This is a genomic window from Haloarcula sp. R1-2 (assembly GCF_011627385.1).
GTDB classification, from domain to species: Archaea; Halobacteriota; Halobacteria; order Halobacteriales; family Haloarculaceae; genus Haloarcula; species Haloarcula marismortui.
The window spans coordinates 1,456,068-1,479,955 of the sequence record NZ_JAANTG010000001.1 but is presented as its reverse complement, the minus strand read 5'-3'; the positions used below and the strand labels follow the sequence as shown (position 1 = coordinate 1,479,955).

General features: G+C 63.3%; 33 protein-coding genes. 17 read left to right on the top strand and 16 right to left on the bottom strand.

Translation table 11 applies throughout. The annotated features are described in order from the left end of the window. Positions 1-159 precede the first annotated feature (159 nt). Both twy1 and G9C82_RS07575 read right to left on the bottom strand, forming a co-directional pair. A complete protein-coding gene (twy1, locus tag G9C82_RS07580) occupies positions 160-1,140 on the bottom strand; it encodes a 4-demethylwyosine synthase TYW1 (protein WP_004964756.1) in 981 nt (326 codons plus the stop codon). 79 nt (positions 1,141-1,219) lie between these two features. Then, positions 1,220-1,357, bottom strand: a complete 138-nt coding sequence (locus tag G9C82_RS07575) for a hypothetical protein (protein ID WP_004964745.1) — start codon at positions 1,355-1,357, stop codon at positions 1,220-1,222. Between the two features lie 143 nt (positions 1,358-1,500). Here G9C82_RS07575 and G9C82_RS07570 point away from each other — a divergent pair, with 143 nt between their 5' ends. Further along, positions 1,501-1,668 (top strand): zinc ribbon domain-containing protein, encoded by a 168-nt coding sequence (locus G9C82_RS07570; protein ID WP_007189649.1) that lies wholly within the window; start codon positions 1,501-1,503, stop codon positions 1,666-1,668. Between the two features lie 27 nt (positions 1,669-1,695). Here the strand turns inward: G9C82_RS07570 and G9C82_RS07565 are convergent, their stop codons facing one another. After that, entirely contained in the window at positions 1,696-2,268 is a 573-nt protein-coding gene (locus tag G9C82_RS07565; RefSeq protein ID WP_004964739.1) for a peroxidase-related enzyme, read from the bottom strand. A gap of 147 nt (positions 2,269-2,415) precedes the next feature. Between G9C82_RS07565 and G9C82_RS07560 the strand changes: the two genes are divergently transcribed. Next, the gene (locus G9C82_RS07560) at positions 2,416-2,889 is read left to right on the top strand and encodes a DUF6789 family protein (RefSeq protein ID WP_127013754.1); all 474 of its coding nucleotides are present in this window, start codon (positions 2,416-2,418) and stop codon (positions 2,887-2,889) included. Between the two features lie 16 nt (positions 2,890-2,905). Here the strand turns inward: G9C82_RS07560 and G9C82_RS07555 are convergent, their stop codons facing one another. Beyond that, positions 2,906-3,430, bottom strand: coding sequence for a helix-turn-helix domain-containing protein (locus tag G9C82_RS07555; RefSeq protein ID WP_007189646.1), 525 nt, complete (start codon positions 3,428-3,430; stop codon positions 2,906-2,908). A gap of 145 nt (positions 3,431-3,575) precedes the next feature. Between G9C82_RS07555 and G9C82_RS07550 the strand changes: the two genes are divergently transcribed. The 6 genes from G9C82_RS07550 (at position 3,576) to G9C82_RS07525 (ending at position 7,732) form a co-directional block, all read left to right on the top strand. Continuing rightward, positions 3,576-3,950, top strand: a complete 375-nt coding sequence (locus G9C82_RS07550) for a NifU family protein (protein WP_004964731.1) — start codon at positions 3,576-3,578, stop codon at positions 3,948-3,950. A gap of 144 nt (positions 3,951-4,094) precedes the next feature. After that, on the top strand, positions 4,095-4,640 hold the full coding sequence (locus G9C82_RS07545; protein ID WP_004964727.1) for a CDP-2,3-bis-(O-geranylgeranyl)-sn-glycerol synthase: 546 nt from the start codon (positions 4,095-4,097) through the stop codon (positions 4,638-4,640). Positions 4,641-4,702: 62 nt separating this feature from the next. Further along, positions 4,703-4,975, top strand: a complete 273-nt coding sequence (locus tag G9C82_RS07540; RefSeq protein WP_127013753.1) for a hypothetical protein — start codon at positions 4,703-4,705, stop codon at positions 4,973-4,975. A 56-nt stretch (positions 4,976-5,031) separates the two neighbouring features. Beyond that, positions 5,032-6,186: a hydroxymethylbilane synthase gene (gene hemC / locus G9C82_RS07535; RefSeq protein WP_127013752.1), complete on the top strand. Its 1,155-nt coding sequence runs from the start codon at positions 5,032-5,034 to the stop codon at positions 6,184-6,186. After that, a complete protein-coding gene (gene cobA, locus G9C82_RS07530) occupies positions 6,183-6,944 on the top strand; it encodes a uroporphyrinogen-III C-methyltransferase (protein WP_004964719.1) in 762 nt (253 codons plus the stop codon). The genes hemC and cobA overlap by 4 nt, the downstream gene beginning before the upstream one ends. Continuing rightward, positions 6,944-7,732, top strand: coding sequence for a uroporphyrinogen-III synthase (locus G9C82_RS07525; protein ID WP_007189641.1), 789 nt, complete (start codon positions 6,944-6,946; stop codon positions 7,730-7,732). Before cobA ends, G9C82_RS07525 begins: the two co-directional genes overlap by 1 nt. A 31-nt stretch (positions 7,733-7,763) precedes the next feature. Here G9C82_RS07525 and G9C82_RS07520 read toward each other — a convergent pair whose 3' ends face one another. Further along, positions 7,764-8,489 carry a PspA/IM30 family protein gene (locus G9C82_RS07520; RefSeq protein WP_007189640.1) on the bottom strand — a complete coding sequence of 242 codons (726 nt, stop codon included), beginning with the start codon at positions 8,487-8,489 and terminating at the stop codon, positions 7,764-7,766. 216 nt (positions 8,490-8,705) lie between these two features. Here G9C82_RS07520 and G9C82_RS07515 point away from each other — a divergent pair, with 216 nt between their 5' ends. From G9C82_RS07515 to G9C82_RS07495, 5 genes are all read left to right on the top strand, one after another. Then, positions 8,706-8,960, top strand: coding sequence for a hypothetical protein (locus tag G9C82_RS07515; RefSeq protein ID WP_007189639.1), 255 nt, complete (start codon positions 8,706-8,708; stop codon positions 8,958-8,960). Between the two features lies 1 nt (position 8,961). Further along, positions 8,962-9,519, top strand: a complete 558-nt coding sequence (locus tag G9C82_RS07510) for a hypothetical protein (RefSeq protein WP_164734745.1) — start codon at positions 8,962-8,964, stop codon at positions 9,517-9,519. A 75-nt stretch (positions 9,520-9,594) separates the two neighbouring features. After that, on the top strand, positions 9,595-11,115 hold the full coding sequence (locus G9C82_RS07505; RefSeq protein ID WP_127013751.1) for a DHH family phosphoesterase: 1,521 nt from the start codon (positions 9,595-9,597) through the stop codon (positions 11,113-11,115). Between the two features lie 91 nt (positions 11,116-11,206). Further along, positions 11,207-11,440: a hypothetical protein gene (locus G9C82_RS07500; protein WP_004964704.1), complete on the top strand. Its 234-nt coding sequence runs from the start codon at positions 11,207-11,209 to the stop codon at positions 11,438-11,440. Positions 11,441-11,482: 42 nt separating this feature from the next. Beyond that, positions 11,483-11,800: a DUF5783 family protein gene (locus G9C82_RS07495; RefSeq protein ID WP_127013750.1), complete on the top strand. Its 318-nt coding sequence runs from the start codon at positions 11,483-11,485 to the stop codon at positions 11,798-11,800. 78 nt (positions 11,801-11,878) lie between these two features. On the opposite strand, the gene G9C82_RS07490 is transcribed toward G9C82_RS07495, so the two are convergent. Both G9C82_RS07490 and G9C82_RS07485 read right to left on the bottom strand, forming a co-directional pair. Further along, positions 11,879-12,952, bottom strand: a complete 1,074-nt coding sequence (locus tag G9C82_RS07490; RefSeq protein WP_127013749.1) for a DUF4350 domain-containing protein — start codon at positions 12,950-12,952, stop codon at positions 11,879-11,881. A 1-nt stretch (position 12,953) separates the two neighbouring features. Then, positions 12,954-13,880 (bottom strand): S49 family peptidase, encoded by a 927-nt coding sequence (locus G9C82_RS07485; protein WP_004964694.1) that lies wholly within the window; start codon positions 13,878-13,880, stop codon positions 12,954-12,956. Between the two features lie 123 nt (positions 13,881-14,003). Here G9C82_RS07485 and G9C82_RS07480 point away from each other — a divergent pair, with 123 nt between their 5' ends. Continuing rightward, complete coding sequence (locus tag G9C82_RS07480) at positions 14,004-16,013, top strand: heme-binding protein (protein WP_127013748.1); 2,010 nt, start codon at positions 14,004-14,006, stop codon at positions 16,011-16,013. A 30-nt stretch (positions 16,014-16,043) separates the two neighbouring features. On the opposite strand, the gene G9C82_RS07475 is transcribed toward G9C82_RS07480, so the two are convergent. Both G9C82_RS07475 and sufU read right to left on the bottom strand, forming a co-directional pair. Next, positions 16,044-16,802 (bottom strand): trans-aconitate 2-methyltransferase, encoded by a 759-nt coding sequence (locus G9C82_RS07475; RefSeq protein WP_127013747.1) that lies wholly within the window; start codon positions 16,800-16,802, stop codon positions 16,044-16,046. 56 nt (positions 16,803-16,858) lie between these two features. Next, on the bottom strand, positions 16,859-17,287 hold the full coding sequence (sufU, locus tag G9C82_RS07470) for a Fe-S cluster assembly sulfur transfer protein SufU (protein WP_004964685.1): 429 nt from the start codon (positions 17,285-17,287) through the stop codon (positions 16,859-16,861). Positions 17,288-17,449: 162 nt separating this feature from the next. On the opposite strand from sufU, the gene G9C82_RS07465 reads away from it, so the two are divergent. After that, the gene (locus tag G9C82_RS07465) at positions 17,450-17,929 is read left to right on the top strand and encodes a dual specificity protein phosphatase family protein (protein WP_127013746.1); all 480 of its coding nucleotides are present in this window, start codon (positions 17,450-17,452) and stop codon (positions 17,927-17,929) included. Positions 17,930-17,945: 16 nt separating this feature from the next. On the opposite strand, the gene G9C82_RS07460 is transcribed toward G9C82_RS07465, so the two are convergent. The 6 genes from G9C82_RS07460 to G9C82_RS07435 form a co-directional block, all read right to left on the bottom strand. Further along, positions 17,946-18,485 carry a cupin domain-containing protein gene (locus tag G9C82_RS07460; protein ID WP_127013745.1) on the bottom strand — a complete coding sequence of 180 codons (540 nt, stop codon included), beginning with the start codon at positions 18,483-18,485 and terminating at the stop codon, positions 17,946-17,948. Positions 18,486-18,596: 111 nt separating this feature from the next. Next, a complete protein-coding gene (locus tag G9C82_RS07455) occupies positions 18,597-19,844 on the bottom strand; it encodes an aminotransferase class V-fold PLP-dependent enzyme (RefSeq protein WP_007189630.1) in 1,248 nt (415 codons plus the stop codon). An 83-nt stretch (positions 19,845-19,927) separates the two neighbouring features. Beyond that, on the bottom strand, positions 19,928-20,392 hold the full coding sequence (locus G9C82_RS07450; protein ID WP_127013744.1) for a hypothetical protein: 465 nt from the start codon (positions 20,390-20,392) through the stop codon (positions 19,928-19,930). A gap of 62 nt (positions 20,393-20,454) precedes the next feature. After that, the gene (locus tag G9C82_RS07445; RefSeq protein WP_004594041.1) at positions 20,455-20,745 is read right to left on the bottom strand and encodes a DUF424 domain-containing protein; all 291 of its coding nucleotides are present in this window, start codon (positions 20,743-20,745) and stop codon (positions 20,455-20,457) included. Continuing rightward, positions 20,742-21,470: a tetratricopeptide repeat protein gene (locus tag G9C82_RS07440; protein WP_127013743.1), complete on the bottom strand. Its 729-nt coding sequence runs from the start codon at positions 21,468-21,470 to the stop codon at positions 20,742-20,744. Before G9C82_RS07440 ends, G9C82_RS07445 begins: the two co-directional genes overlap by 4 nt. A gap of 32 nt (positions 21,471-21,502) precedes the next feature. Next, entirely contained in the window at positions 21,503-21,676 is a 174-nt protein-coding gene (locus G9C82_RS07435; protein ID WP_164734744.1) for a hypothetical protein, read from the bottom strand. On the opposite strand from G9C82_RS07435, the gene thpR reads away from it, so the two are divergent. Both thpR and G9C82_RS07425 read left to right on the top strand, forming a co-directional pair. After that, a complete protein-coding gene (thpR, locus tag G9C82_RS07430) occupies positions 21,677-22,240 on the top strand; it encodes an RNA 2',3'-cyclic phosphodiesterase (protein ID WP_127013742.1) in 564 nt (187 codons plus the stop codon). It abuts the gene before it with no gap. 244 nt (positions 22,241-22,484) lie between these two features. Beyond that, a complete protein-coding gene (locus G9C82_RS07425; protein WP_007189628.1) occupies positions 22,485-23,297 on the top strand; it encodes a ZIP family metal transporter in 813 nt (270 codons plus the stop codon). On the opposite strand, the gene G9C82_RS07420 is transcribed toward G9C82_RS07425, so the two are convergent. After that, positions 23,294-23,746: a hypothetical protein gene (locus G9C82_RS07420; protein WP_049939191.1), complete on the bottom strand. Its 453-nt coding sequence runs from the start codon at positions 23,744-23,746 to the stop codon at positions 23,294-23,296. The genes G9C82_RS07425 and G9C82_RS07420 overlap by 4 nt on opposite strands. Positions 23,747-23,888: the final 142 nt, after the last annotated feature.

Genomic DNA, 23,888 nt, shown 5'->3' with positions numbered 1-23,888 from the left:
ATACCGAAGGTGGAATGCATTCCACTTTTGGAACGGAGAGAAACTGAGACAGGGTTGGTCCTGAAAGCGCGTTTTACCGTTTGTGCTGGATACAATTTAATCCGCTGCCTAACACGTTCAGCCACATCACACTGCTGTGATGGGTTCCGTTCCGTCGTCTCAATACTCCACGAGCGCGTCCCGCTCCCAGAACTCGCTCGACTTCTCCAGTTTCGGGACCCACGTGTTCTCATCCTCGGCGAGCATCGTCACGCGGGAGTCTTCGACCTCCTTCAGCACGTCGTGGTCGGGGAGGTACTCGCCCATCTCTCGTGTGAACTCCCGGACCTCGCTGTGGTCGGGCATCGAGTCGCGGTCGAGGCGGCCCCGCGAGTGGCCGACGTGCATATACGCCTTCATCTCGACGAAGTCCGCGTCAGCCCGGTCACACATCGCCGCGTACCACTCGGGATGGTGCATGTTGTGGCCCTTGACCAGCGTCGTCCGGATGACGGTGCGGGTGTCGTCTTTCTCGGCCAGCACGTCCAGCGTGTCGATGAGCGAGTCCCAGGCGTCGTCTTCCATCGCCTGCACCGTCGAGTCGAACGTCTGTCGGTCTGCGGCGTCGACGGAGACGTACAACTGGGTCGGGTCACACCGCTCCAGCATCTCTGTGTTGGTCCCGTTAGAGACGAGGAACGTGGTGATGTCCCGATCATGGAACTCCTCGATGAGTTCCGGCAGGTGGGGGTAAAGGGTCGGTTCGCCGTCCAGCGAGATGGCGACGTGGCGCGGCTCCATCGCCTGGTCGAACACTTCACGCGGGACTTCGTCGTTGCCGCCGAAGCCGGAGAGGAGTTTCCGCTGGAGTTCCACGGACGCGTCGGCGACTGCCGCGGGGTCGTCCCACTCCACGTCGCCGAGTTCGTAGGCGTGGCCGGCGTGGTCCCGCCAGCAGAACACGCACCGCTCGTTGCATTTCACGACCGGCGTCATCTGGATGCATCGGTGGGACTCGATACCGTAGAAAATGTACTTGTAACACTTCCCTTCGCCGCGAAGGGCGTTTTTCGTCCAGCCGCAGGTCTGGGCGGCCGTGTGGTTCTCGCTGTGGTAGGCCGGGTCCGAGACCTGCTTCGGACCGCCGTCGGCGTCACTCATTGCTGTCGGCTTCAAGAGCCAGCGGCAAAAACTCCCGGATGTTGTGAGTCAGCAGCGATGCTTCGGGACTGTGTCGAACTTACGTCAGCTTGACGATAGGGTTGCTCATATGGTGACCGACAACATTGCCGTTCTCCATAATCCGGTCGTAGCCATCGTCGTCAACTTCGATTCGGGTTTCGCTGTCCTTCTGCATCAGATAGAGTGTTTTGTTCATACACCTGTGGATGACCCTGATAGGCAAGACCAGAACTACTAGGTGTATAGATACGCGCTGTGATGTATGCTATATGTATCAAACCACGCCGGAAATGTACTTCAGCCGGAAGATTTTGGGGGTTCGACGTTGAGTGTATTAGTATGGGTGTGCTTGACACGGTATCGGAGCTGTTTAGCTCCGGAGAACAACACTACAGGTTCCGCTGTGATGACTGCGGGACCGAGTTCGCACAGCGCGCGGCGACGGTCGAAGACCTGAGCTGTCCGGAGTGTGGCGCTGACACGGTGCGGCCGGCCGAGGCGACGTGAGAGCGGGCAGTCAGCACGCTGGCCGCATCAGCGGCCCAGATTGTAGAACTCGTCGTTCGGGCGGATGTCGGCGAGCTGTGCGAGGCGGTTCGAGAGGTTGAAGAAGGCCGCAACGCTGCCGATGTCCCAGATGGCGCGGCGGCTGTAGCCGTGTTCCTCCAGCCGTTCGAGGTCTTCGTCCTCGATACGGGCTGGCGATTCTGTCAGTTTGACGGCAAAATCAAGCATCGCCTTGTGCGTCTCGTTAATCTCGGCCGTCCGATGGTTCGCGGCGACCTGCTCGGCGAGCTTGGGCGCGTCAGCGTAGATACGCAGGAGCGCGCCGTGGGCGACGATGCAGTAGAGGCAGTCGTTGACGCCGCTGACGGCGACGATAATCATCTCGACCTCTTCGCGTTCCAGCGCCGTCTCTTCGACCAGCGCGTCGTGGTACGCGAAGAACGCCCGGAAATGCGAGGGTCGATACGCCATCGCCGGGAAGATATTCGGCGTGAAGCCGGCGCGGTCGGTTTCCTCTGCGATACGCGCTTGCAGGTCCTCGGGGAGGTCGTCGATGTCCGGGGTATCGAACCGAGCCATCACTGTGTCGGAGTCTGCCATACCACCCGTCCGTCCGGCCCCGGCTTGAAACTTGGTTGCCTGCCTGCCCATGCCGGCGAGAGCCGGTGTATAGTTCTTCCGGGGACGTGGCCCGATTCCGAACAGCCACGCCGGCTCTTTTGCTAGACGGCATGACTGTTCGTATGCATGTCAACGACAACAGAAACGACACAGACGTACGATGTCAGTACCGGCAACTGGAAAGCCGGTGTTCTCGGCGGTATCGCCGGCAGCGCCGTCATGGGCGCATTGATTCTCGTGATGAACACAGCGACGCTCGCCGTCGCAATCCCGTCCCTGTACGGGCTCGCACCGCCGCCGAGCCCGGCAGCTGGGCTCGTCGTCCACCTCTCGCACGGGGCTGTGATGGGCGTGCTGTTCGCCGGGCTAGCGAGGGTCCTCAGTCTGGAATCGTCCGGCAAACTGCTTGGACTCGGCGTCGGCTGGGGCGTCGCCACATGGGTGCTCTTCGCCGCGCTTTTGATGCCAGTCTGGCTTGGCGCGGTCGGCTCGCCGGCCTCGCCGCCGTTCCCGAACTTCGCGCCGCCGTCGCTGCTGTGGCACGTCGTCTACGGCGGTGTCCTCGCGGTCGTCTACGCTGTGACTGCCGACCGCATCTGAGGCGATTGGCTCATCGCTACTGCTCCTGAAACACGGTCCACTGTCGCTCGTCGGTCTCGGCGTCGGCTATGGCCTCGACTTTCTCGCGCTGCAGGTCGTCCAGCTGTGCGGTCGCCAGCCGAACCCACGACAGGAACTCCTCGCGGAGCCGCTCACGCACTACTTCCGGCGGCTGCGGCGTGTAGACGTACACGTGCCCACCCGCCGGCCTGATTCGGCGGCGCTTCTCGACGACGCCGAACGCCGCGAGATGGTTGAGATGGCGTGCGACGACGCTCCGGTCGTAGCCGATCTGTTCGGCCAGTGCCGCCACAGTCAACTCACCGCCTTCCATCACGCAGAGACAGATGTCCAGCTCGGTCCCGGACATATCGAAAACCGTCTTGAGCAGGGTTTCCAGTGACGGCTCGCTGACCGCCGTGTCTCCTGTCTCGGTCGCCGCCATCGGCTCGCCGCAGCACGTCGGCCGATTGTCGCCGATGCCGACGCCGCCACAGGTCACACATTCGAACAGCCGCGTTTCGTCAGCGGGGGGTGTCATACGACGGGCTACTCGCCCCGCTCGTAGAAGGTTCAGGTATGTTCAGGGTAACTACGGATAGGTGCCCGCGGGCCGCGGTTTCGCCCCCGTGATATAGATGTTAGTCCAAAGGTCTAAGCCCTCCCGGGACGGAATACAATTCACTATGAGCACTGAGACAGAGGACGCCAACGACCTGCGCGAGCGAATCACGAACTTCCTGCGCCGCAACTTCCCCCAGATCCAGATGCACGGCGGAAGCGCGGCCATCGAGGAAATCGACCGCGAGGAAGGCAGCGTCACAATCCGCCTCGGCGGCGCCTGTTCCGGCTGTGGTATCTCGCCGATGACCATTCAGGCCATCAAGACGCGTATGACCAAGGAGATCCCGGAGATCAACGAGGTCACCGCCCGAACTGGGATGGAACAGCAGGAAGGGATGTCCGGCGGCAGCGGCGGCATGAGTCCGTCCTTCCCCGGCGAGTCCCGCGGCGGCGACGTTGGCGGCGACGATGACGAAGGCCCCGAAGCGCCGTTCTGAGGCCAGTTCTCGATCTTTTTTTAGACTCGTGACCAGCAACGGGTGTCGGCGTGCCCGCGTAAGTCCCAGAGTCTGTGGCCACTCTCGCCAACCCCATCGCAGCGAGTCACACAGGTTAAGACGACGGGGGCAGACGGCGGGGATATGGAGACGGTCGACACGGTTGTCTGGGCGCTGTGGGCGATGTTGCCGGCGTACATCCCGAACAACGCCGCGGTACTCGCTGGTGGCGGCAGACCGATAGACGGTGGCCGAACGTGGGGTGGCCGGCGAGTGCTGGGCGACGGTAAGACCTGGCGCGGGACGCTGATCGGCACCGCCGCCGGAACAGCGCTTGCGCTCGGACTCACGCAGGTCACGCCCAGCGTGAGTGCCGCACTGGGGACCGACCTCCCGACGTTTTCGCTCCGCGCGGGACTCGGACTCGCGTTCGGCGCGATGCTTGGAGATATCGGTGCGTCCTTCCTCAAACGCCGGACTGGCCGCGAGCGCGGGGCGGCGTTTCCCGGGCTGGACCAGTTGGATTTCGTCGTCGGAGCGTTGCTCTGTGCGTTCGTGGCCGCGCCGTCGTGGTTCACCGAGACGTTCACGCTCCCGGTGCTGGTCGTGGTCGTCGTCGCGACGCCGGTGCTACACATCGTGACCAACGGTATCGCCTACCTGCTCGGCCTGAAAAACGAGCCGTGGTAACGCGGCTGGGACTCGCAGACTGCACCACAGAACTACGTGTATCCTCTACAAAGCCGTACTCGATGGCCCTGGCCAGTTCCCTCCCGGTCGTTAGCCATGCCCCGCCGGTCATTCGACGCGCGACGGCTGCCGGCGTGCTCTGTACGGCGGTCTTTCTGCCAGCCATGTACGTGCTCCTGCACGCGTACGTCGTCCTCACAATCAGCGTCGGTCCCGTCAACATGTTCAACAGACTGACCGACTTTGCCCTCGTCGCCGACGGCGTGACGGCATTTGTTGGGGGATTCGTTTCACAGTGCGTGCTCGGAACTGTGTTCGCTGAGATGACTGCGTAGCGACATCGAATCGGCGAAGAAGTGCGTTTTTACGCGCTGACCGAGGAGTGTCGGGTATGACAACACGCGGGGAGACACTGCAACTGGCGACGCGGGGCTCTGACCTCGCGTTGCGGCAGGCGGCGACGGTTCGGGATTCGCTGAGCAGTCGCCGACTGGCAGTCGAACTCGTCGAGGTGGAGACGACAGGCGACCAGATACGGGACGAACTCATTCATCGACTGGGGAAAACTGGCGCGTTCGTGCGTAGCCTCGACGAAAAGGTTCTCGACGGCGAACTCGACGCGGCGGTTCACTCGATGAAGGACATGCCGACTGAACGGCCCGAGCGCCTCGTTGTCGCGGCGGTCCCCGAGCGGGCCGCCGCCGAGGACGTGCTGGTGACGCCCGACGGCCGCTCGCTCGATGAACTGCCCGAGGGCGCGACCGTCGGGACGTCGAGCCTGCGACGCAAGGCGCAGTTGCTCGCCAAGCGCGACGACCTCACCGTGGAACCGCTCCGGGGCAACGTCGACACGCGTCTCGCGAAGCTGTTGGCCCCGTCGCTCCAGCAGGAACATCAGGAGCGCCACGAGGCCGAACAGGAGCGAAAGGGCAACGCTGGCGACCCCGACACTGACGAAGAAGAAGAACACCCCTACGACCGCACGGTCGAGGAGTGGTTCGACGACCTCACCGAATTCGAACGGCGGGCGATGGAGCGGGACCCGGACGTCGAGTACGACGCCATCGTGCTGGCGAAGGCAGGCCTTCACCGGGCCGGTCTCACGCGCTACGTCGGGATGTCCGACCTTGACCCCGACCAGTTTGTGCCGGCTCCGGGACAGGGCGCACTAGCGGTGACCGCTGTCGACGGCGACCTCGCGCTGGACATCAAAGACCGGCTGGACGACCCCCAGACGCGTATCGAGACGACTGTCGAGCGGACAATTCTCGAAGAACTCGGCGGTGGCTGTGTCGCGCCGATCGGCGTCCACGCCCAGTTAGAGGGCGGCGTCATCCACACGCGAGTTCGCGTCCTCTCACAGGATGGCACCGAGGAAGTCTCGGTCGGCCGCGACGTCCCGGCCGAGTACCACATTGAGTCGGCACAGGACCTCGCAGCGGAACTCGCCGAACAGGGCGCTGACGACCTCATCGCCGAGGCCAAGCGGGACTCGACGGAGGCAGACGACGACGCTTCGACGGCGCGGGAGGAAGACGAGGAATGACGGACGCTGCACCCGGCAAGGTGTATCTGGTCGGCTCCGGTCCCGGCGACCCAGACCTGCTGACGGTCAAGGCAAAGCGCCTGCTGGAGGAGGCCGACGTGGTGTTGCACGACAAGCTCCCCGGCCCCGAAATCATCGGGATGATTCCCGAGGAGAAACGCGAAGACGTGGGCAAACGCGCCGGCGGCGAGTGGACGCCCCAGGAGTACACTAACGCCCGACTGGTCGAACTCGCCGAGGAGGGTAACACTGTTGTCCGACTGAAAGGCGGCGACTCGATGGTGTTTGGCCGCGGCGGCGAAGAACTGGCCCATCTCGCGGAGAACGGAATTCCCGTCGAGATCGTTCCGGGAATTACGAGCGCTATCGCCGGCCCCGAAGCCGCCGGGATTCCGGTCACGCACCGCGATTACACGTCTTCGGTCTCCTTTGTCACCGGCCACGAGGACCCGACGAAGGACGAATCGGCCGTCGACTGGGACGCGCTGGCCGCGACGGGCGGCACGCTCGTCGTCCTGATGGGCGTTGGCAAGCTCCCGCAGTACACCGACGCCCTGCGTGAGGCGGGGATGGACCCCGATACGCCGGTCGCGCTCGTCGAACGCGCGACCTGGCCGGACCAGCAGGTCGCCACCGGGACGCTTGACACCATCGTCTCCGTTCGTGACGAGGCCGGCATCGAACCGCCCGCAATCACTGTCATTGGCGAGGTTGCCGGCGAGCGCGAGCGGGTGGTGGAGTTCCTGGAGGGGTACTGATGCGCGAGGAACCACGTCTGCGCGTAGCCGCTTTCCGGCCTGACGATGACCGCTTAGACGACGCAGTCGAACTCATCGAATCCCTCGGCGCTGACCCGGTTCCGGACCCGATGCTGGCGGTCGAACCAGCGGCGGCCGGCGACATCGACGGTGACGGCGACGACGGCCCGGTCACGCCGCGCACTGACGCCGACTACGTCGTCCTGACCAGCAAGACCGGCGTCGAACTCGCCGCCGAAGCCGGCTGGGACCCCGGCGAGGCGACGGTGTGTGCCATCGGCCAGTCGACTGCCGAGGCGCTTCACGAGGCCGGCTACGGCGTCGACATCATCCCCGCAGAGTACTCTTCGACGGGACTGGTCGAAACGCTGGCCGGGGCGGTGGCCGGCGCAAGAGTCGAAGTCGCCCGGTCGGACCACGGCTCTGCGGTGCTGACTGACGGACTGGAGGCCGCTGGTGCATACGTCCACGAAACCGTGCTGTACCGGCTGGTCCGTCCGGAAGGCTCGGGCGAGTCCGCGGAGCTGGCCGCAAGCGGGGACCTCGACGCGGCGCTGTTCACGTCCTCGCTCACGGTCGAACACTTCCTCGATGCGGCTGCGGACCGAGGCGTCCGCGAGGCCGCCATCAACGGGCTGAATGAGGCGACTGTCGGCGCAATCGGCGAGCCGACGCGGGAGACGGCCGAGGACGCCAGCATCTCAGTCGATGTCGTTCCCGACCAGGCCGACTTCGAGGCGCTGGCCTGCGAGGCTATCGAGGCGGCCGCTCCGACCCACCACGAGTAACGTTTCGGTTCGGTTTTGCCGTCTCCCCGAGCTACTCTGTGGCTTCTTCGACGGCTTTGCGGTTGTCCATCTCAGCCCGCAGCGTCGCCAGTTCGTTCTCGACGGCCCGCTCGCCGGAGAGGCGGTCGAGTTCCTGGTCGATTGAATCGCCCTCGTCGAGTACGGATTCAAGCTGGCCGCTGGCTTCGAGTTCCTCCAGTGCGGCCGCGCGTGCCTCCATCTGTTCCGTGCGTTCCGTGGCGCGTTCGATGGAGCGGTGTACGTCGGCCATCGTATCGCCAGCACCGGTAAACGCCTCCGAGACCCGCGCCGACGCTTCGGCGGCCTGATAGCGGGCTTTCATCGTCTCTTTTTTCGTCCGGAACTGCTCTATCTGGCTGCTCAGTTCGGCCCGCTTGCCGACCAGTCGGTCCTGTGTCTCCTGTAAATCGTCTATCTGCCCCGTCAGCTCCGTTATCTGGCTGACGTTCACCTGCTTTTTCTCCAGTGCCCGGCGCGCGAGGTCGTCACGACCCTCCTGCAGGGCGGCCCGGGCCTGTGTGTCGTGTTTCTCGACGTTCGACCGCAACCGGGTTCGGTGTATCTCCAGCCGTTTCTTCTGAGTCGTCACGTCGGCGATACCGCGAGTCACGTCCTGCAGTTCGTCCCGCATCTGTTCGTAGGAGTAATCTAGCTCCGCCGCCGGGTCCGATGTCCGATTGAGCAGCGCGTTGAGTTTGGCGCGGATCGCGAACGCGAACCGCCGGAGGAGGCTCATCGGGACCGCTCCGTTAGGCAGATAACTCGATTCGGCTCCGACTGTAGCTTGGTCGTAACAGCATTCATGTCACAGAGTAGGACTGATGCGGTTATAATAACAGGGTTTCACTCGGTTTAGGACGAGTTTAATCGGCTAAAACGACTGAAATCAGTGACTATTCGACCTTACTGTCTGGCTACTTGATGAGGTGCCAAGAGCAACGAACACGTGACGATGACACGAACTCTACTGCGCACGGTCGGGACGCTGGCGCTCGCACTGACACTCCTCACTGGTGCGGCCGCGGCCGTACCGGCAGCCGACGGGGACGACACGACGAACGCCGTCGGCCCGCCCGGCGGCCTTCCGGATCAGGTCCCTGACTTCGTGACGGCGATCGTCGAAGCGGTTCAGGAGTTCCTCGCCAGCGGGAGCGACGCCAGCCCCGGACCGGCCATGAGTGACGTGGCAGCCGAGGTCGGTGGCTAACATGAACGGGAAGCTACTTGCTATGGGTGGCGTCATCGCGCTCTTGCTAGCGGGTGTCGGCGGGGCGTTCGTCGCCGGTATCGGCCCGTTTCAGGCGGAAAGCAGCGGCGAGGACATCTCGGAGTTCCCGACGGAAACAGCTGAAGCCACCGAGAGCGACACTACAACCACCGATACTGGCGATACTGGGGATTCTGACGGCGGCGCGGCAAGCACCCCGCCGTTCGCGTTCACCGTCGATTCCATCGAAGAGTGCGGGCAGACCTGTCGTGACGTGACCTCCACGCTGACGAATCAGCAGAACAGTACGGCGGATGACATCACCGTCTACACACGGATTTACGCCGGGAATTCCACTGGTGGCGACGTGGTCTGGGAGGGCTCCGAGGACGTCGGGACACTCGAAGCAGACGGATCCTACACCACGACCCGGCGCGTCGACCTGGCGTTCGGTGACGCCTACGCTATCGAACAGGCGGACGGCTGGATAACCATCCGGACAACTGTTGAGACAGCCGACCAGACTGTCACACTCAGCGACCAGCGGAAGGTCGCCTGACCGGGCAGGCCGCTCTACTACGAATGCCCGTGCGTCTGAACGTTTTTATGCCAGAGCGCACCTATCCCCGGTACGATGACTACGACCGGCCCCGTTCCAGCGCTCGCCGACCGCGCGGCCGCCTGCGCCGACCGACTCCGAGCGGCCGACCGCGTGTTGCTGGCCTCCCACATTGACGCTGACGGGCTGACCAGCGCCGCCATCGCCACCGCGGCGCTGTCACGGGCCGGCATCCCTGTCGAGACCGTCTTCAAGAAGCAACTCGACGCCGCCGAAATCGAGAGCATCGCAGCCCGCGAGTACGACACTGTCTTGTTCACCGACTTCGGCTCGGGCCAGCTAGACGTGATCTCTGAGCACGTCGCCGCGGGCGATTTCGAGGCAATCATCGCCGACCATCACCAGCCGTCAGACCCGGATGATTGCCACCCCGACGCGGTCGTCGCCACCGACGGCTACGCCGACTTCGAGACGCATCTCAATCCGCTGCTGGAAGGCATCAATGGCGCGTCGGAGCTTTCGGGTGCAGGCGCGGCGTACGTCCTCGCCCGCGCACTCTCGACTGGAGAAACGGACAACCGCGACCTCGCCGCGCTGGCGGTCGTCGGCGCGGTCGGGGACATGCAGGCCGTCGGCGGCGAACTCGTCGGGGCCAACGCCGGCCTCGTCGAGGAGGGAATCGCGGCCGACGTGCTGGAGGAGGGTACCGACCTTTCGCTGTACGGCAAACAGACCCGACCGCTGCCGAAACTGCTCGAATACGCCACTGAAGTCCCGATACCGGGCATCTCGAACGACCAGGCCGGTGCGACGCGGTTCCTTGAAGGCCTCGGGCTGGAGTTGAAAGCCGACGGCGGCCGGTCGAGCGATGAGAGACCGGCTTCGAGAGGCGCGCGGAGCGCGTCTGCCGGCAACTGGCGCACTTGGGCGGACCTCTCCGATGACGAGCGCCAGACCGTCGCCAGTGGGCTGGTCCAGCGTGCTGTCGAGCGGGGCGTCCCGGCGGACAAGATAGAGACACTCATCGGCACGACTTACACGCTGACTGCGGAACCGCGCGGGACGGAACTCCGGGACGCAAGCGAGTTCTCGACGCTTTTGAACGCCACCGCCCGCTACGAGCGAGCGGACGTGGGGCTGGCAGTGTGTCTCGGCGAGCGTGACGCGCCGCTTGAGCGGGCGCGGACGCTACTGTCGAACCACCGCCGGAACCTCTCGGAGGGCCTCACGCTGGTCAAGGAGCGCGGCGTCACGCCGGCTGGGACCGTCCAGTGGTTCGACGCCGGAGACGCCATCCGCGAGACCATCGTCGGCATCGTCGCCGGGATGGCGCTGGGGACCGATGGTGTCGATTCGGACAAGCCCATCATCGCGTTCGCTAGCACCGACGAAGACGAGACGAAGGTGTCATCTCGAGCGACCGGCCCGCTGGTCGGCCGGGGCGTCGACCTGTCGGTCGTGATGCGTGACGCCGCTCAGTCCGTCGGCGGCGACGGCGGCGGGCACGACATCGCGGCGGGTGCGACTATCCCCGCTGGGGAGGAGTCGGCGTTCATCGAGGCGGCCGACGAGATTATCAGCGACCAACTGTCGTAGCGGAGACATCCCGCGCGACGGCGCAACGTCCGACTCCCACCGCCAGTATCAGCAATAAAAGCTATACGTCCGCTTCTCCGAACACCCCACGATGGACTCTCGGGGCCTGTTCGATATCGCACTTGTCGTCGTTGCTGGCCTGCTAGCCTACACTGAGACGTTCGGCTTTGCGAACCCGCGGACGACGCTACAGGAGATTCTCACAGCTATCGCCGGGCTGGATATCCGTGTCTTTCTCGTTCTGGGTGGCATCTTCGGCATCTGTTTCGTCGCGTACCTCACGATGTATCTCCCGCAGAAGGACGCACGCACGATACAACGCTGAACATCGGGCCATCTTTATCCCCAGCCCTGTACCGTTCTGGCAATGACAACGTTCGATCCCGAGAAGTTCGAGGACAAGTACGCGAACTACTTCCCAGAACTGCAGAAGGCCTACAAGAACGCCTTCGAGCGGATGAACGACACGTACGACTCCGAACTGGTCCACGCTATCGACCAGCAAATCCTCAACGAGTCGGAGCCGTTTTACCAGGACGGCGAGTTCAGCGTCGAACTACCCGAGGACCCGACAGAGCGGCTCTCGGCGGTCATCGTCGACGACGAGAAACTCGACGCCGTGCTCTCGGAATACGTCGACGAGATCGAGCGCGAACTGCGCCGCGTGTTCGACATCGACGACTGACTGCACTCGCCGCGGTTCGGCAATTGCTTTGTTATTCCTGTTCTGCCGGTGTCCCCGACGAAAGCGGGCGGTGATGCCCTACTCGTCGGGCATCATCGTCTCATTCGGTTCGGGAGCCGGAGTCGAATCCGGTTCCGACGGCACCGTGCCGCCACCCATTCCCGTTCCGGGGAGCGATCCGCCAGGTCCGGATTCGCCGGACTCGGCGGTCTGTGGTGCGTCTGCGGGTGATTTCTCGCCTGTGACGAGGAAATCAAGCAGGTTTCCGACCAGTTGCTCGTTATCGGCCCGGTAGAGGAACTCCTGTGTGAACACGTTCGTGTCACCGACAGTGACGACGTTCCCCGAGCGGGAAACGACGCCGTACGTGTCCTGTCGCCGGGTCTTCGAGAGCGTTGTCTGTTCCGTCGTCGTGAGTGCGGTGTCACCGCCCTGGACCGGGATCGCGGCGTAGAAGACCGCTCGGTCGACGCCTTCGGTGAGTTCCGTATCGCCCGTCGGCGTCGCGTAGACGTTCTGGTAGTTCGTGTCGTACTCGTGCATGTTGTACAGGTAGCCGTTCCCGTACGAGAGGCCGTACTGGCTCGCCAGTGGGGCCATCGGCTTGGTTACGCTATCCGACCGAATCGGGCCGAACAGTCCCAAGCCGGCGGGACTCGCCTGTGACGGCTCGTTCAGCAAGAGTACGCGACCGCCCGCGTCGCTGAACGCGGAGAGGCCGTTCAGCTCGCTCTCGGTGTAACGCTGTTCTGCGCCGAGAACGACGAGGGCGTCAGCCGAGCGGAGCGACTCGTTGAGCGGGCTCCCGCTCTGTCGCTCACCGACGTGATAGCGGACTGTCGCCCCGTTCTCGGTCAGGGTCGAGACAAGCGGCGTGAGCGCTTCGCGGTCGATATCGCCGGCGTGAGCAACGTCGATAACGACGACTTTCTCGGACGCGTCGGCCGACATCGAGAGGTCACCGCTCTCGTCCGCCGGAGTCGCAACGGATTCGCCGCTGTTGAACGACGGGGCATTCACCTGACTTACATCGGGGGCCGATTGCGCACCGCCACCAATCGCGACGGTGCCGACAATCACCGAGAGGACGAGTATCCCGATGAAAAATCCTGCTCGAATGACCGGACTCGAACGTGAGCTATTGGCTGCCATTTCAGGCACCTCCCTGTGCGGTGCTGTTGTAGACGACCTGTTGATTCTCCGGCGTGCCGTATATCATGAGGAAGTGGACTGTGTCGACGCCCTGGAACGTGTACGGTGCGCCTTTGGCGGCGACGGTAGCGTTCCCGCCGGCCTCACTCCCGCCAGTGAGGAAGAGCAGCCCTCGCGGGTCCGCGGGGTTGTGGTACACGACTTGATACTCCGAGAGATCAGCGGCACCAGCCGCGCCGGCTATCGCGGCTTCGAGTCCACCGACCTCATCCGCATAGCCGGTCTGGACCGCGCGACCGCCCTGATAGGCCGACGCTTCAGCGACCGTCTCGCGGGAGACATTGAGCCTGTCACCGCGTTCGGTCATGACTGCTCCGACGAAGGCTCGCTTCATCGATTCGAGGCTCGCGTAGTACTGGTCGCGCGTCATCCCTCGATGGGCCTTGTCGGGGCCAGTGGTGGCGGCGGGGCTCAGACCGTCGCTCGGCGCGGTTCCGATGACACCCACGTGGCCAACGAGACTGGCCGGCGTCACGTAGATGCGGTCGCTCGGGACCGCGGTGTAGTACGCGCCGGAGGCGGCGTACTGGTCGACGCTTGTGTACACCGGTTTCTCCGCCGAAAGCCGCTTGACGGCTAGATACATTGACTCACTGGAGGCGGCGCTTCCCCCGGGACTCGATATCCGGAGGACGACCGCTTCGACTGACTCGTTGCTGCGGAGTTCGCGGAGCTTCTGTACCGTGTCCTGTGAGCTAGAACTGGAAATCGTTTCGTCGATATTCACTACAGCGACGTACTGTTCGTCACCCTCGGCGACCGACGCCGCATACGGCACGACGGCGGCACCAATGAGAATGGCAATAACCGCAAGTACCGTATACGACTGGAGGGCAGTTGCGACCCGTCTATCGATTGGGTTGTTCATGCGACAACATTGATTCGCTGTCACGTTGGAATAATAAAAGGATAGCCTGAATTGCTGGCTCAGAAGTCGCCGTCCCGGAACGACATGGGAAGTTTCCTTACTGTCGACCTGCAATCGACACCTATGGACCAACGCAAGCCGCCAGCCACGGAGGAAGGCTGGTACGCGCTGCACGATTGCCGGAGTATCGACTGGGATGCTTGGCGCGAGGCTCCCCAGCGAGTCCGCGACCGTGCGCTCTCTGAGGGGATCGGCTTCCTCGACGCGTACGAAGCCGTCGAAGACGCCGACGAGGGCCAGACGGCGGTGTACACCGTCATGGGCCACAAGGCCGACATCATGATTCTCCACCTGCGGCCGACGATGGGCGACCTCGATGCGGCCGAGCGCCATTTCGAGCAGACAGAGTTCGCCGCCTTCACGGAACAGGAGTTCTCCTACGTCTCTGTGACGGAGGCGTCGGGCTACACCGAGAAATCCCGCGAGTACTTCGAGGGCGAAGTGGACGACGACTCCGGGCTGGCCCAGTACATTCAGGCCCGGCTCCACCCCGACGTGCCGGACGAGGAGTTTGTCTGCTTCTACCCGATGAGCAAGCGCCGCCAGCCCGACCAGAACTGGTACGACACGTCCTTCGAGGAGCGGGCGGCCCACATCAAACGGCACGGCGACATCGGCCGTGGCTACGGGAGTGAGGTGAGCCAGATGATTGCCGGCTCCATCGGCTTTGACGACTGGGAGTGGGGCATCACGCTCTGGAGCGACGACATGCGCCACATCAAGGAGCTGCTGACCGAGATGCGCTTTGACCCCTCGACCTCGCAGTTCGCCGAGTTCGGCCCGTTCTACGTCGGCCGGCGCTTCGACCCGTCCGAGTTGCCGGCCGTTCTGGCTGGCCAGCGGGTGCCCACCGACGACGAGTCGGTTCCGGAGACACCGGCGGACGTCGCGGAACATGAGCACGCACCGGCCGATGCCGGTGCGAGTCACAGCCACGCCGAAGAGCCAACGGCGAGCGGTGCACAGACAGGAGCACACGCCGGCGGAGACACCGACAGCCACGGCGGCACCCACCCCGGGAGCGCCAGCGAGGGCGACCATCCACATTCCGAGGAGTCGTCCGACGAGGACGACTCGGGGTCGTCGAGTAGCTCAGGCGGCCGGCCGGACGTTTCAGCTGACTTCGAGGAGATAGACGACGCCGCACAGCGACTCGGTCGGCTGGGGCTGCACGAGGGTGACGCGTACGACGCCGGCGACTACGCGCTGGTGTTCCACTCCTCGGCCGACGCGGAGGACATCGTCGACGACGTGTCCGACCTCGAGAGCAACTTCGACCACTACGACCGCCACGTCCAGACGGCCGTGCGCGCCGACAGTGGCCAGACGTACGTCGTCAGCATCTGGACGGCGAAAGACGCCGCCGAGACGGCAGCCGGATTCCTGAAGGATATCGACGGTGTCGACGAACAGCTCGGCGGCTCCCTCGGCGAGGGTACTGAGGGCAGCGAGACTGCGCACGACAGCGACGCTCAGGCCGCTGAATCGTCCCAGTCCATCCGCGAGACGCTCGAATCGGCGGGCGTCTACGCCGGGCAACCGCACGGTGAGGACGTGTACGCACTGGTCGTGTACTCCGAGGCTGACGCGGAAACGCTTGACGAAGAAGTCACAGACCTCCGGAGCGCGTTCGAGCGCTACGACACGCACGTCCAGACCACGGTGTACGGCGACACCGACGGCGATGTCGCGGCCGTCGCGTCGCTGTGGGACACCGAGGACGCCGCCCAGACCGCCAGCGACTATCTCACTGACCTCCCCGGCGTCGTCGGCCGTCACGGCGAGGGCGACGGGTTCGGGACGATGGGGATGTTCTATACGGTCAAGCCAGAATACCACGAGGACTTCGTCGAGAAGTTCGACACTGTCGGTGGTCTGCTCAAAGAGATGGACGGCCACCGCGAGACCTCGCTGCTGTTCAACCACGACGACGAGAACGACATGTTCATCGCGAGCCAGTGGGACTCACAGGAGGATGCGATGGCCTTCTTCCGCTCCGATGACTTCTCGGAGACGGTCGACTGGGGCCGAGACGTGCTAGCCGACCGACCGCGGCACGTGTTCCTGGCCTGACGAACGGCCACCAGCCAGCCTACTTCTCCGCTATCGACCAGCGACGAGCCGTAGCCGTCGGTAGTCTGCGACCCAGGTGTCACCGTCGAAAAGCGTCGGGCGGAGCCGGTCCTCGACAGCCGACAGCACTGCCGCTTGCTCGCTGTCGTCGACACCGGCGAAGAATTCGTCGCCGAACATCTCAATCCAGTTCCGGAGCCCCTCTTCACCGCCGTCGAGCGGCGTCGGTCGGTCGAATAGCCGTGAGAACTGCAGTTCGAGCCCATGCGCTTCGACTCGCGGCGCGTACTCGCCGATACTCGGGAAGTACCACGGACGACTGGCGTCGTAGCCCCGCACATCCAGTTCGGCGATGAGTGCGTCGGTTATGGCCGCCACGTTGCCCTGCCCGCCGAACTCCGCGACGAACCGCCCGCTCTCGGTCAGCGCGTCGGCAACCGTCGACAGGACCGCGTCGTGGTCTTCACCGGGAATCCAGTGTAGCGCTGCGTTCGAAAATACCGCGTCGAACGGCCTGTCGGCGGTGTAGGACCGTACGTCCGCCTGCTCGAACGTGAAGGTCGGATAAGCGTCTTTGGCCTGTGCGACCATCTCCGCCGACGCGTCGATGCCGACCACCTCGGCACCGCTGTCTGCGATTTCTGCCGTCAGGTGGCCGGTGCCACAGCCAACATCCAGTACCTGCTCGCCGGGGTGAGGGTCCAGCAGGTCGACGACCGACTGACCGTGTTCGTGGACGAACCCGTGGCGGTCGTCGTAGTCGTCGGGGTCCCAGTCGTTGCCTGGCATGGCCTGTGCTATCCCGAGATGGAGTCAAAAGAATACCGACGGTGGTTCCGCCCGCGTTAGTCGTCGTCTTCGGTCACCGTTCGGTCGATATCTTTCTCACCGAAGAAAATGTCTGCCCCGTCTTGGGCCACCTTCTCGGCAAGAACAGCACACTTGACGCGCATCGGCGAGATGTCGACGCCGAGCATCTCTGTGATATCGTCGCGGTCCATCGCTTTCAGGTCTTCGACCGCCATCCCAGCTAGCTCCTGTGAGAGCATCGACGCGGAGGCCTGTGAGATGGCACAGCCGTCGCCTTGGAAGGCGACCTGCTCGATGGTTTCCTCGTCTTCGTCGAGGACGACATCCATCCGTATTTCATCGCCGCACATCGGGTTCTCACCGATGTGGGTAAACGTTGGGTCCTCGATCTCCCCGTAGTTCCGGGGGTTCTTGTAGTGATCGAGGATCTGCTGCCGGTACATATCCGAGCCACCGATACCCATAATTGAACTATGATACGGCTGTCAGTCGGAAAAACGTTCCGAGGTATCGATTCGCATGTCCGATGTCCTGTGATAGGAGCCGCGTTGACGGCCTGTGAGAACCGACAGACTCCCTTCTGCCAGTAGGTAGTATTTACTAATCTAGCTCCGTTCTGTGAGCCCGTGGGAGAGAACACTGCTCCGTCTCCGACTGACCATGCCGTTCGCCCCGTGGGGTTCGTCAGCGATGAGCCGGTGATTCGCCAGATCGGCGACCGGACGCTGTATCTCGGCAACAAACACGCGGCACGCGGGGTGCACGACCAGTCCTTCGAACACGTGCTTTCGGCGACGAGTGAGTCTTATCCGCTCACGACCGCCCACCACCCGCTTATCGATGGCTCGGGCAACGAATGGGCGGCGTTCGAAGCGGCCGTCGATACTGCCCGGCGCTTCGCCCGAGCGGACGGCCCGGCGCTGATTCACTGCAAAGCCGGCGTCTCCCGGAGTGCGACGCTGATCGCGACAGCTATCGCTGCCGAAGAGACCCGGCCGCTTTCTGACGCACTTGCGGCCGTCCGGGCAGCCCGACCGATTGCGACTCCGAATCCGGCGCTGTATAAGCTAGCCGTCATTTATCTCGCTGCAGATGAGTCCCACTGATCGATGCCCAGTGGATCTACTCCGTGACGGCGTTCTCGTCCTTCTTGACGACCTCATCACGGATCCGGTCGACCCACAGTGCAATCGGCCGGTCGTCTGTCTGGTACGGTGCAGCCCCGTCGAGCAATTCGAGGCGTCCGACAGAGTCCGGCGGCATTGTGACCAGTCCCTCGTGACCGGTTTCACCCACTGCCTCGATCTTGTGTCGGGCCCCACCGGGTAGATAGACGACCTCGCGTGGTTCAGCCCGGAGCACCTGCTCGCTTCCGTCTTCGCGTTTCAGCGTGTATCTGGCGGCACCATCGAGACACAGACACACCTCGTCGAAACTGGGCGCGTGCGTGTGCCAGTCGATGACCGCGTCAGGGTCCATCTCGAAGTACAGCAGCTTGAATTCGTTCGTGGTACACACCGGATACGTCCGGATGTCGCCACTGCCCTGCTCGAAGTGGCTGGCGTCGTCAAGCGACATCTTGTACATTTTCTGCTCGGGGAGGTGCGTGTAATCGAGTGATTCCGGCGTCAGTGATGACTCCGTCTCATCGGTATCAGTCATCGTCCTGTCAAAAATTATAGGCGGAGTGTCATATAGCTGCCGTGCACACCGGCACTATATTACAACTGAAAATACCACCAGTTACATCCCATATAGGGACTGAGCGCCCGATTACGCGAACAACTGCCGGGCGTCGTCGATAGCCGACACGAGCTTGTCCACTTCCTCACGCGTGTTGTAGATGTAGAACGAGGCTCGCGCAGAGGCGGGGACGCCCATCTTGTCGTGGAGCGGCTGCGTGCAGTGGTCGCCAGCGCGGATGGCGACGGCGGAGTCGTTGAGGATCGAGGAGAGGTCGTGGGCGTGGACCGAATCGAGGTTGAACGAGACGAGGCCACCGCGCTCTGTTCCCACAGACGGACCGTACGTTTCCACGTCACCCTCTTCACGGAGCTGTTCCAGTGTGTACTGGGCGAGTTGTTCCTCGTGGCGCTGGATCCGTTCCATGCCGATGTCGTCGAGGTAGTCACAGGCCTCTGCCAGCGCGATGCCCTGCGCGATGACTGGGGTGCCGGCCTCGAACTTCCACGGAAGGTCGTTCCACGAGGCATCCTCGAAGGTGACTTTCTTGATCATCTCGCCGCCGTAGAGGTACGGCTCCATCTCCTCAAGAATGTGTTTCTTGCCGTAGAGGACGCCGATGCCGGTCGGACCGGCCATCTTGTGCCCGGAAAAGGCCAGGAAGTCGGCATCGATGGCTTCCACGTCGACTGGGCGGTTCGGGACCGACTGTGCGCCGTCGACGAAGATGTACGAATCGTGGTCGTGGGCGATGTCCGCTAGTTCCGAGACGGGATTGACCGTGCCGAGCGTGTTCGAGACGTGGACGACACTGACCATCGCGGTGTCGTCGGTGATGATCTCGCGGGCGTGGTCCATGTCCAGCGTCCCGTCCTCGTCGACACGGATATAGCGGCAGGTCGCACCGGTCTTCTTGGCGATTTGCTGCCAGGTGACCAGCGAGGCGTGGTGTTCCATCTCCGTGAGAACGACCTCGTCTTCGGGACCGAGCTCGTTCAGGCCCCAGGCATATGCGACGAGGTTCTCACTCTCCGTCGTGTTCTTCGTAAAGACGATTTCCTCGCGCTCGCCAGAGGCACCGATGAACTCGGCGACGCGGTCGTGGGCGTCCTCGTAGGCGACGCTAGCCTCCTGACTGAGTTGGTGGAGGCCGCGGTGGACGTTGGCGTTGGTCGTCCGGTAGTAGTCGGCGATGGTCTCAACGACCGGTTCGGGCGTCTGCGTGGTGGCCGCGTTGTCGAGATACACCACTTGCTCGCCGCCGAACTCGCGCTGGAGGATGGGGAAGTCCTCGCGGAGACGCTCCACGTCAAGTACTTCAGATTCAGCGTGTCCCATTAGTTCTGTTCAGGGGCTCAACAGGCAACATTCCTTCGGTTCACCTAGAACTCTTCTCGGCCGGTAGCGGCCGTTTCTTTGCCCTATCCGGAGTCAGAGTCGGACTCAGACACGGATTTGGCGGCCATCGCGTGCTGTTCCCGATAGGTCTCAAGCAGGTAGTTGTCCCAGACGAGATCGCCGAGGATGTGCGCGTACAGCACGACGGCAGTAAACAGCGCTAGCGGCTCGGAGACGAGCCAGATACCGAACACGACCACGCCGCCGATGAGGTGATGGCTGAGGAGTCGCTGGAGCGGCCAGAGGTCCTGTGGGCCGAAGATTTCATTTTGGTCGAACATCACGATCTTCGGGTTCCGGAGACAGCGACGGAGTGCGGCCCAGTCGCCGGTTTCTACTCGGGCAACGGCGAAATGATCGAAGTCGATGGCGACGCCGACAACCACTGCGTAGCCGACAGCGGCCCACCAGGAGAGCGGGATCGGCAAAACGACAACGCCGGCAGCCCCGACGGCCGCAGAGACGATAGCGTGGTCTCGGGAATACATACGTCCCCCTCGATGGGCGTTCGCAAAGACTGTCGGGGTCGGGCTTCCAGTAGTGTCCGCAGTTACATCCAGAGCAGTTGCGCGTGGCGCGTCTCGCCCAGATCGAGGACGTTCTCCTCGTCGACGAAGCCGTGCTCGACGGCAACGTTGACAGCGTCGTCACCGACAATGTTGGCGACCGAACAGCGGGCGAGACTATCGACGATTTCGTCTTCGGTAGCCGTTTCGCCGCCGTAGAACTCCTCGTTGACGGTGAGCGATACGGGGCCGTTCTCGAACGTTTCGCCCATGATGTCGGGGTCACAGACGGAGACGAGCAACCCCTCGTCGGTGTCGCGTTCGTTGAGTATCATTCAAGCAACTGCTGTTCGGCCTCCTCGCGCATCTCGTCGACCTCCTCGGCCAGTTCCTCGGCGCGGTCGAACTCGCCGACCTCTTCGAGGGCGCGGGCCTTTTCTTCGAGCACGTCGGCGTTGCGGAAGCCGAGGCGGACCGCGTTGTCGAACGCGTCGATAGCTTCGTCGGCCAGCCCGCGTTCGAGCAGGAAGAAGCCGCGGTTGTACCAGCCCTCACCGAAGCGGGGGTCGATTTCGACGGCGCGCTCGGCGTGTTCGAGCGCCTGTTCGGAGCGGCCGGATTTCCACAGCGCGTATGCGAGGTTCGTCTCGGCCGTAGCGGCGTGGTCGGACTCCTCGTCGAAGTTAAGGGCTTCCTTGTACGCGCCGATGGCGGCGTCCCACTCTTCAAGTTCCGCGTGGGCCGCGCCCTTGTTCGTCCAGGCTTCCTGCTTGAGTCGGTCGTCGTCCGTGTACTGGGCGACCCGTTCGAAGGTTTCGGCGGCCTGTTCGTGGCGGTTGATGTGCATATACTCCAGACCGACATCGAGCAGTTGCCCGGGGTCGACGGCGTCAGAGGAGATGTTCCGCTGGTCCAGTAGGTCAGTGATAACACGGGAGTCGACGGGGTCGACCTTGTCCGGGTCCACCTCGAACTCTGGCGGTTCGAGATCGAACCCCTCGTAAGGGTCGTCGAATCCCTGCCCTTCGGAGAAGGCGTGATCGTCGTCGTTGTCTGTCATACCTCCTGATTGACGGCCAATCCGGTTAAGGGCTACGTCCACGACTCGTCAGGATTCAGGCGGCAAGCGTCCGGATTCCCGGCCATTCGGGACTCGCTGATGTCGGATGCGTTCATCGTCTTCATGGGGACATCCTTGCGGTCGTTTTCGGGGCCCTGACCGCGGTATCCGTTGCTTTCTTGCGGACCGGTCCGCAATCCTCGCATATGTCAAATCGCCTGTTCGTCAGCGTTGACCTCGACGGGCTGGGCGACGCTGTGGCGGCCGTTCAGGACCGGTTCGACGGCGTGTCGGGCCTTCGACTGACCGACCCCGGGCAGGCCCACGTCACGCTGAAGTTCCTCGGTGACACCGCGCCGGACCGGGTTGCTGATGTTGTCGCCGCCCTCGAAGCCGCGGTCGAAGACAGCGGTGTCGAGCCGTTCGAAGCCGAGATCGGCGGTCTCGGCGTCTTTCCGTCGCTGTCCTACATCAGCGTCGTCTGGGTCGGCGTTCGCGACGGTCAGGGCGGCCCAGAACTGACTGCGCTGCACGAAGCTATCGAAGACAGGACCGTCGCGATGGGGTTCGACTCGGAGGATCACGAGTTCACGCCGCATGCAACCATCGCCAGAATGGACCACGCTGGGGGCAAAGAGACAGTACAGAACATCGTCGAGAACGACGACCCTGACGTGGGATGCCTGCAGGTCACGGAAATCCGACTGAAAGAGAGTGAGCGTGGGCCTGGCGGCCCGACGTACCGGACCGTCGAGTCGGTGTCGCTGTGAGCGTGTGCCTCACAGCTCCCGGTTCGAGTGCGATGTGGACGGTGCCCACGGATAGATAATGTCACAGCTCTGGTAATAACTGGGCCGCGGCGTCGACCGTGTCGTATCATTGTCGGTATCCACGTTGAATCGGTCAATTAGGCACCTGAGTCGCTATCCACGGCGTACTGGCTGCCCGTTTAGGTCAGCCAAAACAAATCAGGTTAGTGACAATTTTTATCGGTCCGAGCGGCGTAGGGCCGATATGGTCGCCGTCGAGAACGTTGTCTTCGTGTTCGTCGCGGGGTTGCTTACGGCGCTCGCCACCGGCCTCGGTGCGATCCCGTTTTTCCTGGTGGATGAGTTCTCCGACCGCTGGAACGTCCTGCTGTGGGGGCTGGCGTCGGGGATCATGGTCGCCGCCTCGCTGTTCGGCCTCGTGCGAGAAGGGCTCGCCTACGGATCGCCGGTGCTGCTGGTCCCCGGTGTTCTGGCCGGGGTTGGGCTTGTCGCTGTAGCACACGAACTGCTAGACGATTTCGACCAGTCCCCCAAGCAGTTCGAACAGGCGGATTTCACCAAGCTGCTGCTGATTCTGGGCATTTTGACTGTCCATAGCTTTCCGGAGGGCGTGGCTGTCGGCGTCTCCTTCGCGGAACTCGGGCTGGAGGCGGCTACGCCCGAATCTGCCGTTGGCATCGTCGGCGTCTCCGTCCCGCTGTTGGCGGTGTTTATGACGGTCGCCATTTCTATCCACAATATTCCGGAAGGGACTGCCATCGCCATCCCGCTTCGCTCGCTCGGTGTCAGTGAGTGGAAGATGGTCTGGTGGGCGGTGTTCTCCTCACTCCCACAGCCGGTCGGGGCCGTTATCGCGTATTACTTCGTCACGCTGGCGAAGGCGTTCCTCCCGTTCGGCTTCGGCTTCGCCGCCGGGGCGATGGTGTACCTCGTACTCACAGAGTTCGTCCCCGAGGCGCTGGAGTACGGGGACGGCTTGCCGGGTGGGGGCAAACGCGAGCTACTCACTGGCATCGCTGTCGGTGTGTTGGCGATGGTGCCGCTGGCGTTCGTCTAGAAGGGGAGCTTGTTCCGGATGACCGTGAGATCGACGAAGGCCTTCAGCGGGTCGTCGTAGTCATCGACGCGGGTTTCCATCCGGTAGTTCGAATGGTCGACAGCAAAGAAGTACGGTCCGGGTTCGTCCAGTGACTCCCGCGCGCCGCCGTCGTCTGTCGATGCCTCATAGATATCTGACCCCTCGGGTTGGACCGCTGTCTGGCTAAACTCGGGGTTCCCCGGCGGTGTCTGGTTGGGCTCCCGACCCTTGATATATGTGTCGTACTGCTCGAACTGCTCGCGGTCGGTGAAAAAGTACACGTTGAACGGGATATCCGCCTTGACAATATACTGTAGCTCACCGCCCGGGTCGGACACGTCCGGGATTTCCTCCTTTATCCACGCCTCATGTGGATTGATTCTGACATCCTGTTGCACGCTGACGACGACCTCCCCGCCACCACCCAAGCAACCAGAGCCGACGGCTGTTGCACCGACACCCATTGTCTGGAGGAATTTCCGGCGCTTCATCCTTTGATAATCAGGGCTACGGGTTACTTAGTTCTACGTCCGCAGTTATAGCCGCTGATAACGGGTCATGACCGGCTCG

Excerpts from the sequence above, each read along its gene's own strand:
- G9C82_RS07560 (WP_127013754.1), top strand. The coding sequence starts at position 2,416 with ATGTCAACGACAACAGAAACGACACAGACGTACGATGTCAGTACCGGC.
- G9C82_RS07510 (WP_164734745.1), top strand. The coding sequence starts at position 8,962 with ATGAACGGGAAGCTACTTGCTATGGGTGGCGTCATCGCGCTCTTGCTA.
- G9C82_RS07525 (WP_007189641.1), top strand. The coding sequence starts at position 6,944 with ATGCGCGAGGAACCACGTCTGCGCGTAGCCGCTTTCCGGCCTGACGAT.
- hemC (WP_127013752.1), top strand. The coding sequence starts at position 5,032 with ATGACAACACGCGGGGAGACACTGCAACTGGCGACGCGGGGCTCTGAC.
- G9C82_RS07500 (WP_004964704.1), top strand. The coding sequence starts at position 11,207 with ATGGACTCTCGGGGCCTGTTCGATATCGCACTTGTCGTCGTTGCTGGC.
- G9C82_RS07515 (WP_007189639.1), top strand. The coding sequence starts at position 8,706 with ATGACACGAACTCTACTGCGCACGGTCGGGACGCTGGCGCTCGCACTG.
- G9C82_RS07575 (WP_004964745.1), bottom strand. The coding sequence starts at position 1,357 with ATGAACAAAACACTCTATCTGATGCAGAAGGACAGCGAAACCCGAATC.
- G9C82_RS07455 (WP_007189630.1), bottom strand. The coding sequence starts at position 19,844 with ATGGGACACGCTGAATCTGAAGTACTTGACGTGGAGCGTCTCCGCGAG.
- G9C82_RS07495 (WP_127013750.1), top strand. The coding sequence starts at position 11,483 with ATGACAACGTTCGATCCCGAGAAGTTCGAGGACAAGTACGCGAACTAC.
- G9C82_RS07505 (WP_127013751.1), top strand. The coding sequence starts at position 9,595 with ATGACTACGACCGGCCCCGTTCCAGCGCTCGCCGACCGCGCGGCCGCC.
- twy1 (WP_004964756.1), bottom strand. The coding sequence starts at position 1,140 with ATGAGTGACGCCGACGGCGGTCCGAAGCAGGTCTCGGACCCGGCCTAC.
- G9C82_RS07555 (WP_007189646.1), bottom strand. The coding sequence starts at position 3,430 with ATGACACCCCCCGCTGACGAAACGCGGCTGTTCGAATGTGTGACCTGT.
- G9C82_RS07550 (WP_004964731.1), top strand. The coding sequence starts at position 3,576 with ATGAGCACTGAGACAGAGGACGCCAACGACCTGCGCGAGCGAATCACG.
- G9C82_RS07480 (WP_127013748.1), top strand. The coding sequence starts at position 14,004 with ATGGACCAACGCAAGCCGCCAGCCACGGAGGAAGGCTGGTACGCGCTG.
- cobA (WP_004964719.1), top strand. The coding sequence starts at position 6,183 with ATGACGGACGCTGCACCCGGCAAGGTGTATCTGGTCGGCTCCGGTCCC.
- G9C82_RS07545 (WP_004964727.1), top strand. The coding sequence starts at position 4,095 with ATGGAGACGGTCGACACGGTTGTCTGGGCGCTGTGGGCGATGTTGCCG.
- G9C82_RS07445 (WP_004594041.1), bottom strand. The coding sequence starts at position 20,745 with ATGATACTCAACGAACGCGACACCGACGAGGGGTTGCTCGTCTCCGTC.
- G9C82_RS07450 (WP_127013744.1), bottom strand. The coding sequence starts at position 20,392 with ATGTATTCCCGAGACCACGCTATCGTCTCTGCGGCCGTCGGGGCTGCC.
- thpR (WP_127013742.1), top strand. The coding sequence starts at position 21,677 with ATGTCAAATCGCCTGTTCGTCAGCGTTGACCTCGACGGGCTGGGCGAC.
- G9C82_RS07460 (WP_127013745.1), bottom strand. The coding sequence starts at position 18,485 with ATGACTGATACCGATGAGACGGAGTCATCACTGACGCCGGAATCACTC.
- G9C82_RS07520 (WP_007189640.1), bottom strand. The coding sequence starts at position 8,489 with ATGAGCCTCCTCCGGCGGTTCGCGTTCGCGATCCGCGCCAAACTCAAC.
- G9C82_RS07570 (WP_007189649.1), top strand. The coding sequence starts at position 1,501 with ATGGGTGTGCTTGACACGGTATCGGAGCTGTTTAGCTCCGGAGAACAA.
- G9C82_RS07440 (WP_127013743.1), bottom strand. The coding sequence starts at position 21,470 with ATGACAGACAACGACGACGATCACGCCTTCTCCGAAGGGCAGGGATTC.
- sufU (WP_004964685.1), bottom strand. The coding sequence starts at position 17,287 with ATGGGTATCGGTGGCTCGGATATGTACCGGCAGCAGATCCTCGATCAC.
- G9C82_RS07485 (WP_004964694.1), bottom strand. The coding sequence starts at position 13,880 with ATGAACAACCCAATCGATAGACGGGTCGCAACTGCCCTCCAGTCGTAT.
- G9C82_RS07475 (WP_127013747.1), bottom strand. The coding sequence starts at position 16,802 with ATGCCAGGCAACGACTGGGACCCCGACGACTACGACGACCGCCACGGG.
- G9C82_RS07435 (WP_164734744.1), bottom strand. The coding sequence starts at position 21,676 with ATGCGAGGATTGCGGACCGGTCCGCAAGAAAGCAACGGATACCGCGGT.
- G9C82_RS07490 (WP_127013749.1), bottom strand. The coding sequence starts at position 12,952 with ATGGCAGCCAATAGCTCACGTTCGAGTCCGGTCATTCGAGCAGGATTT.
- G9C82_RS07565 (WP_004964739.1), bottom strand. The coding sequence starts at position 2,268 with ATGGCAGACTCCGACACAGTGATGGCTCGGTTCGATACCCCGGACATC.
- G9C82_RS07425 (WP_007189628.1), top strand. The coding sequence starts at position 22,485 with ATGGTCGCCGTCGAGAACGTTGTCTTCGTGTTCGTCGCGGGGTTGCTT.
- G9C82_RS07540 (WP_127013753.1), top strand. The coding sequence starts at position 4,703 with ATGGCCCTGGCCAGTTCCCTCCCGGTCGTTAGCCATGCCCCGCCGGTC.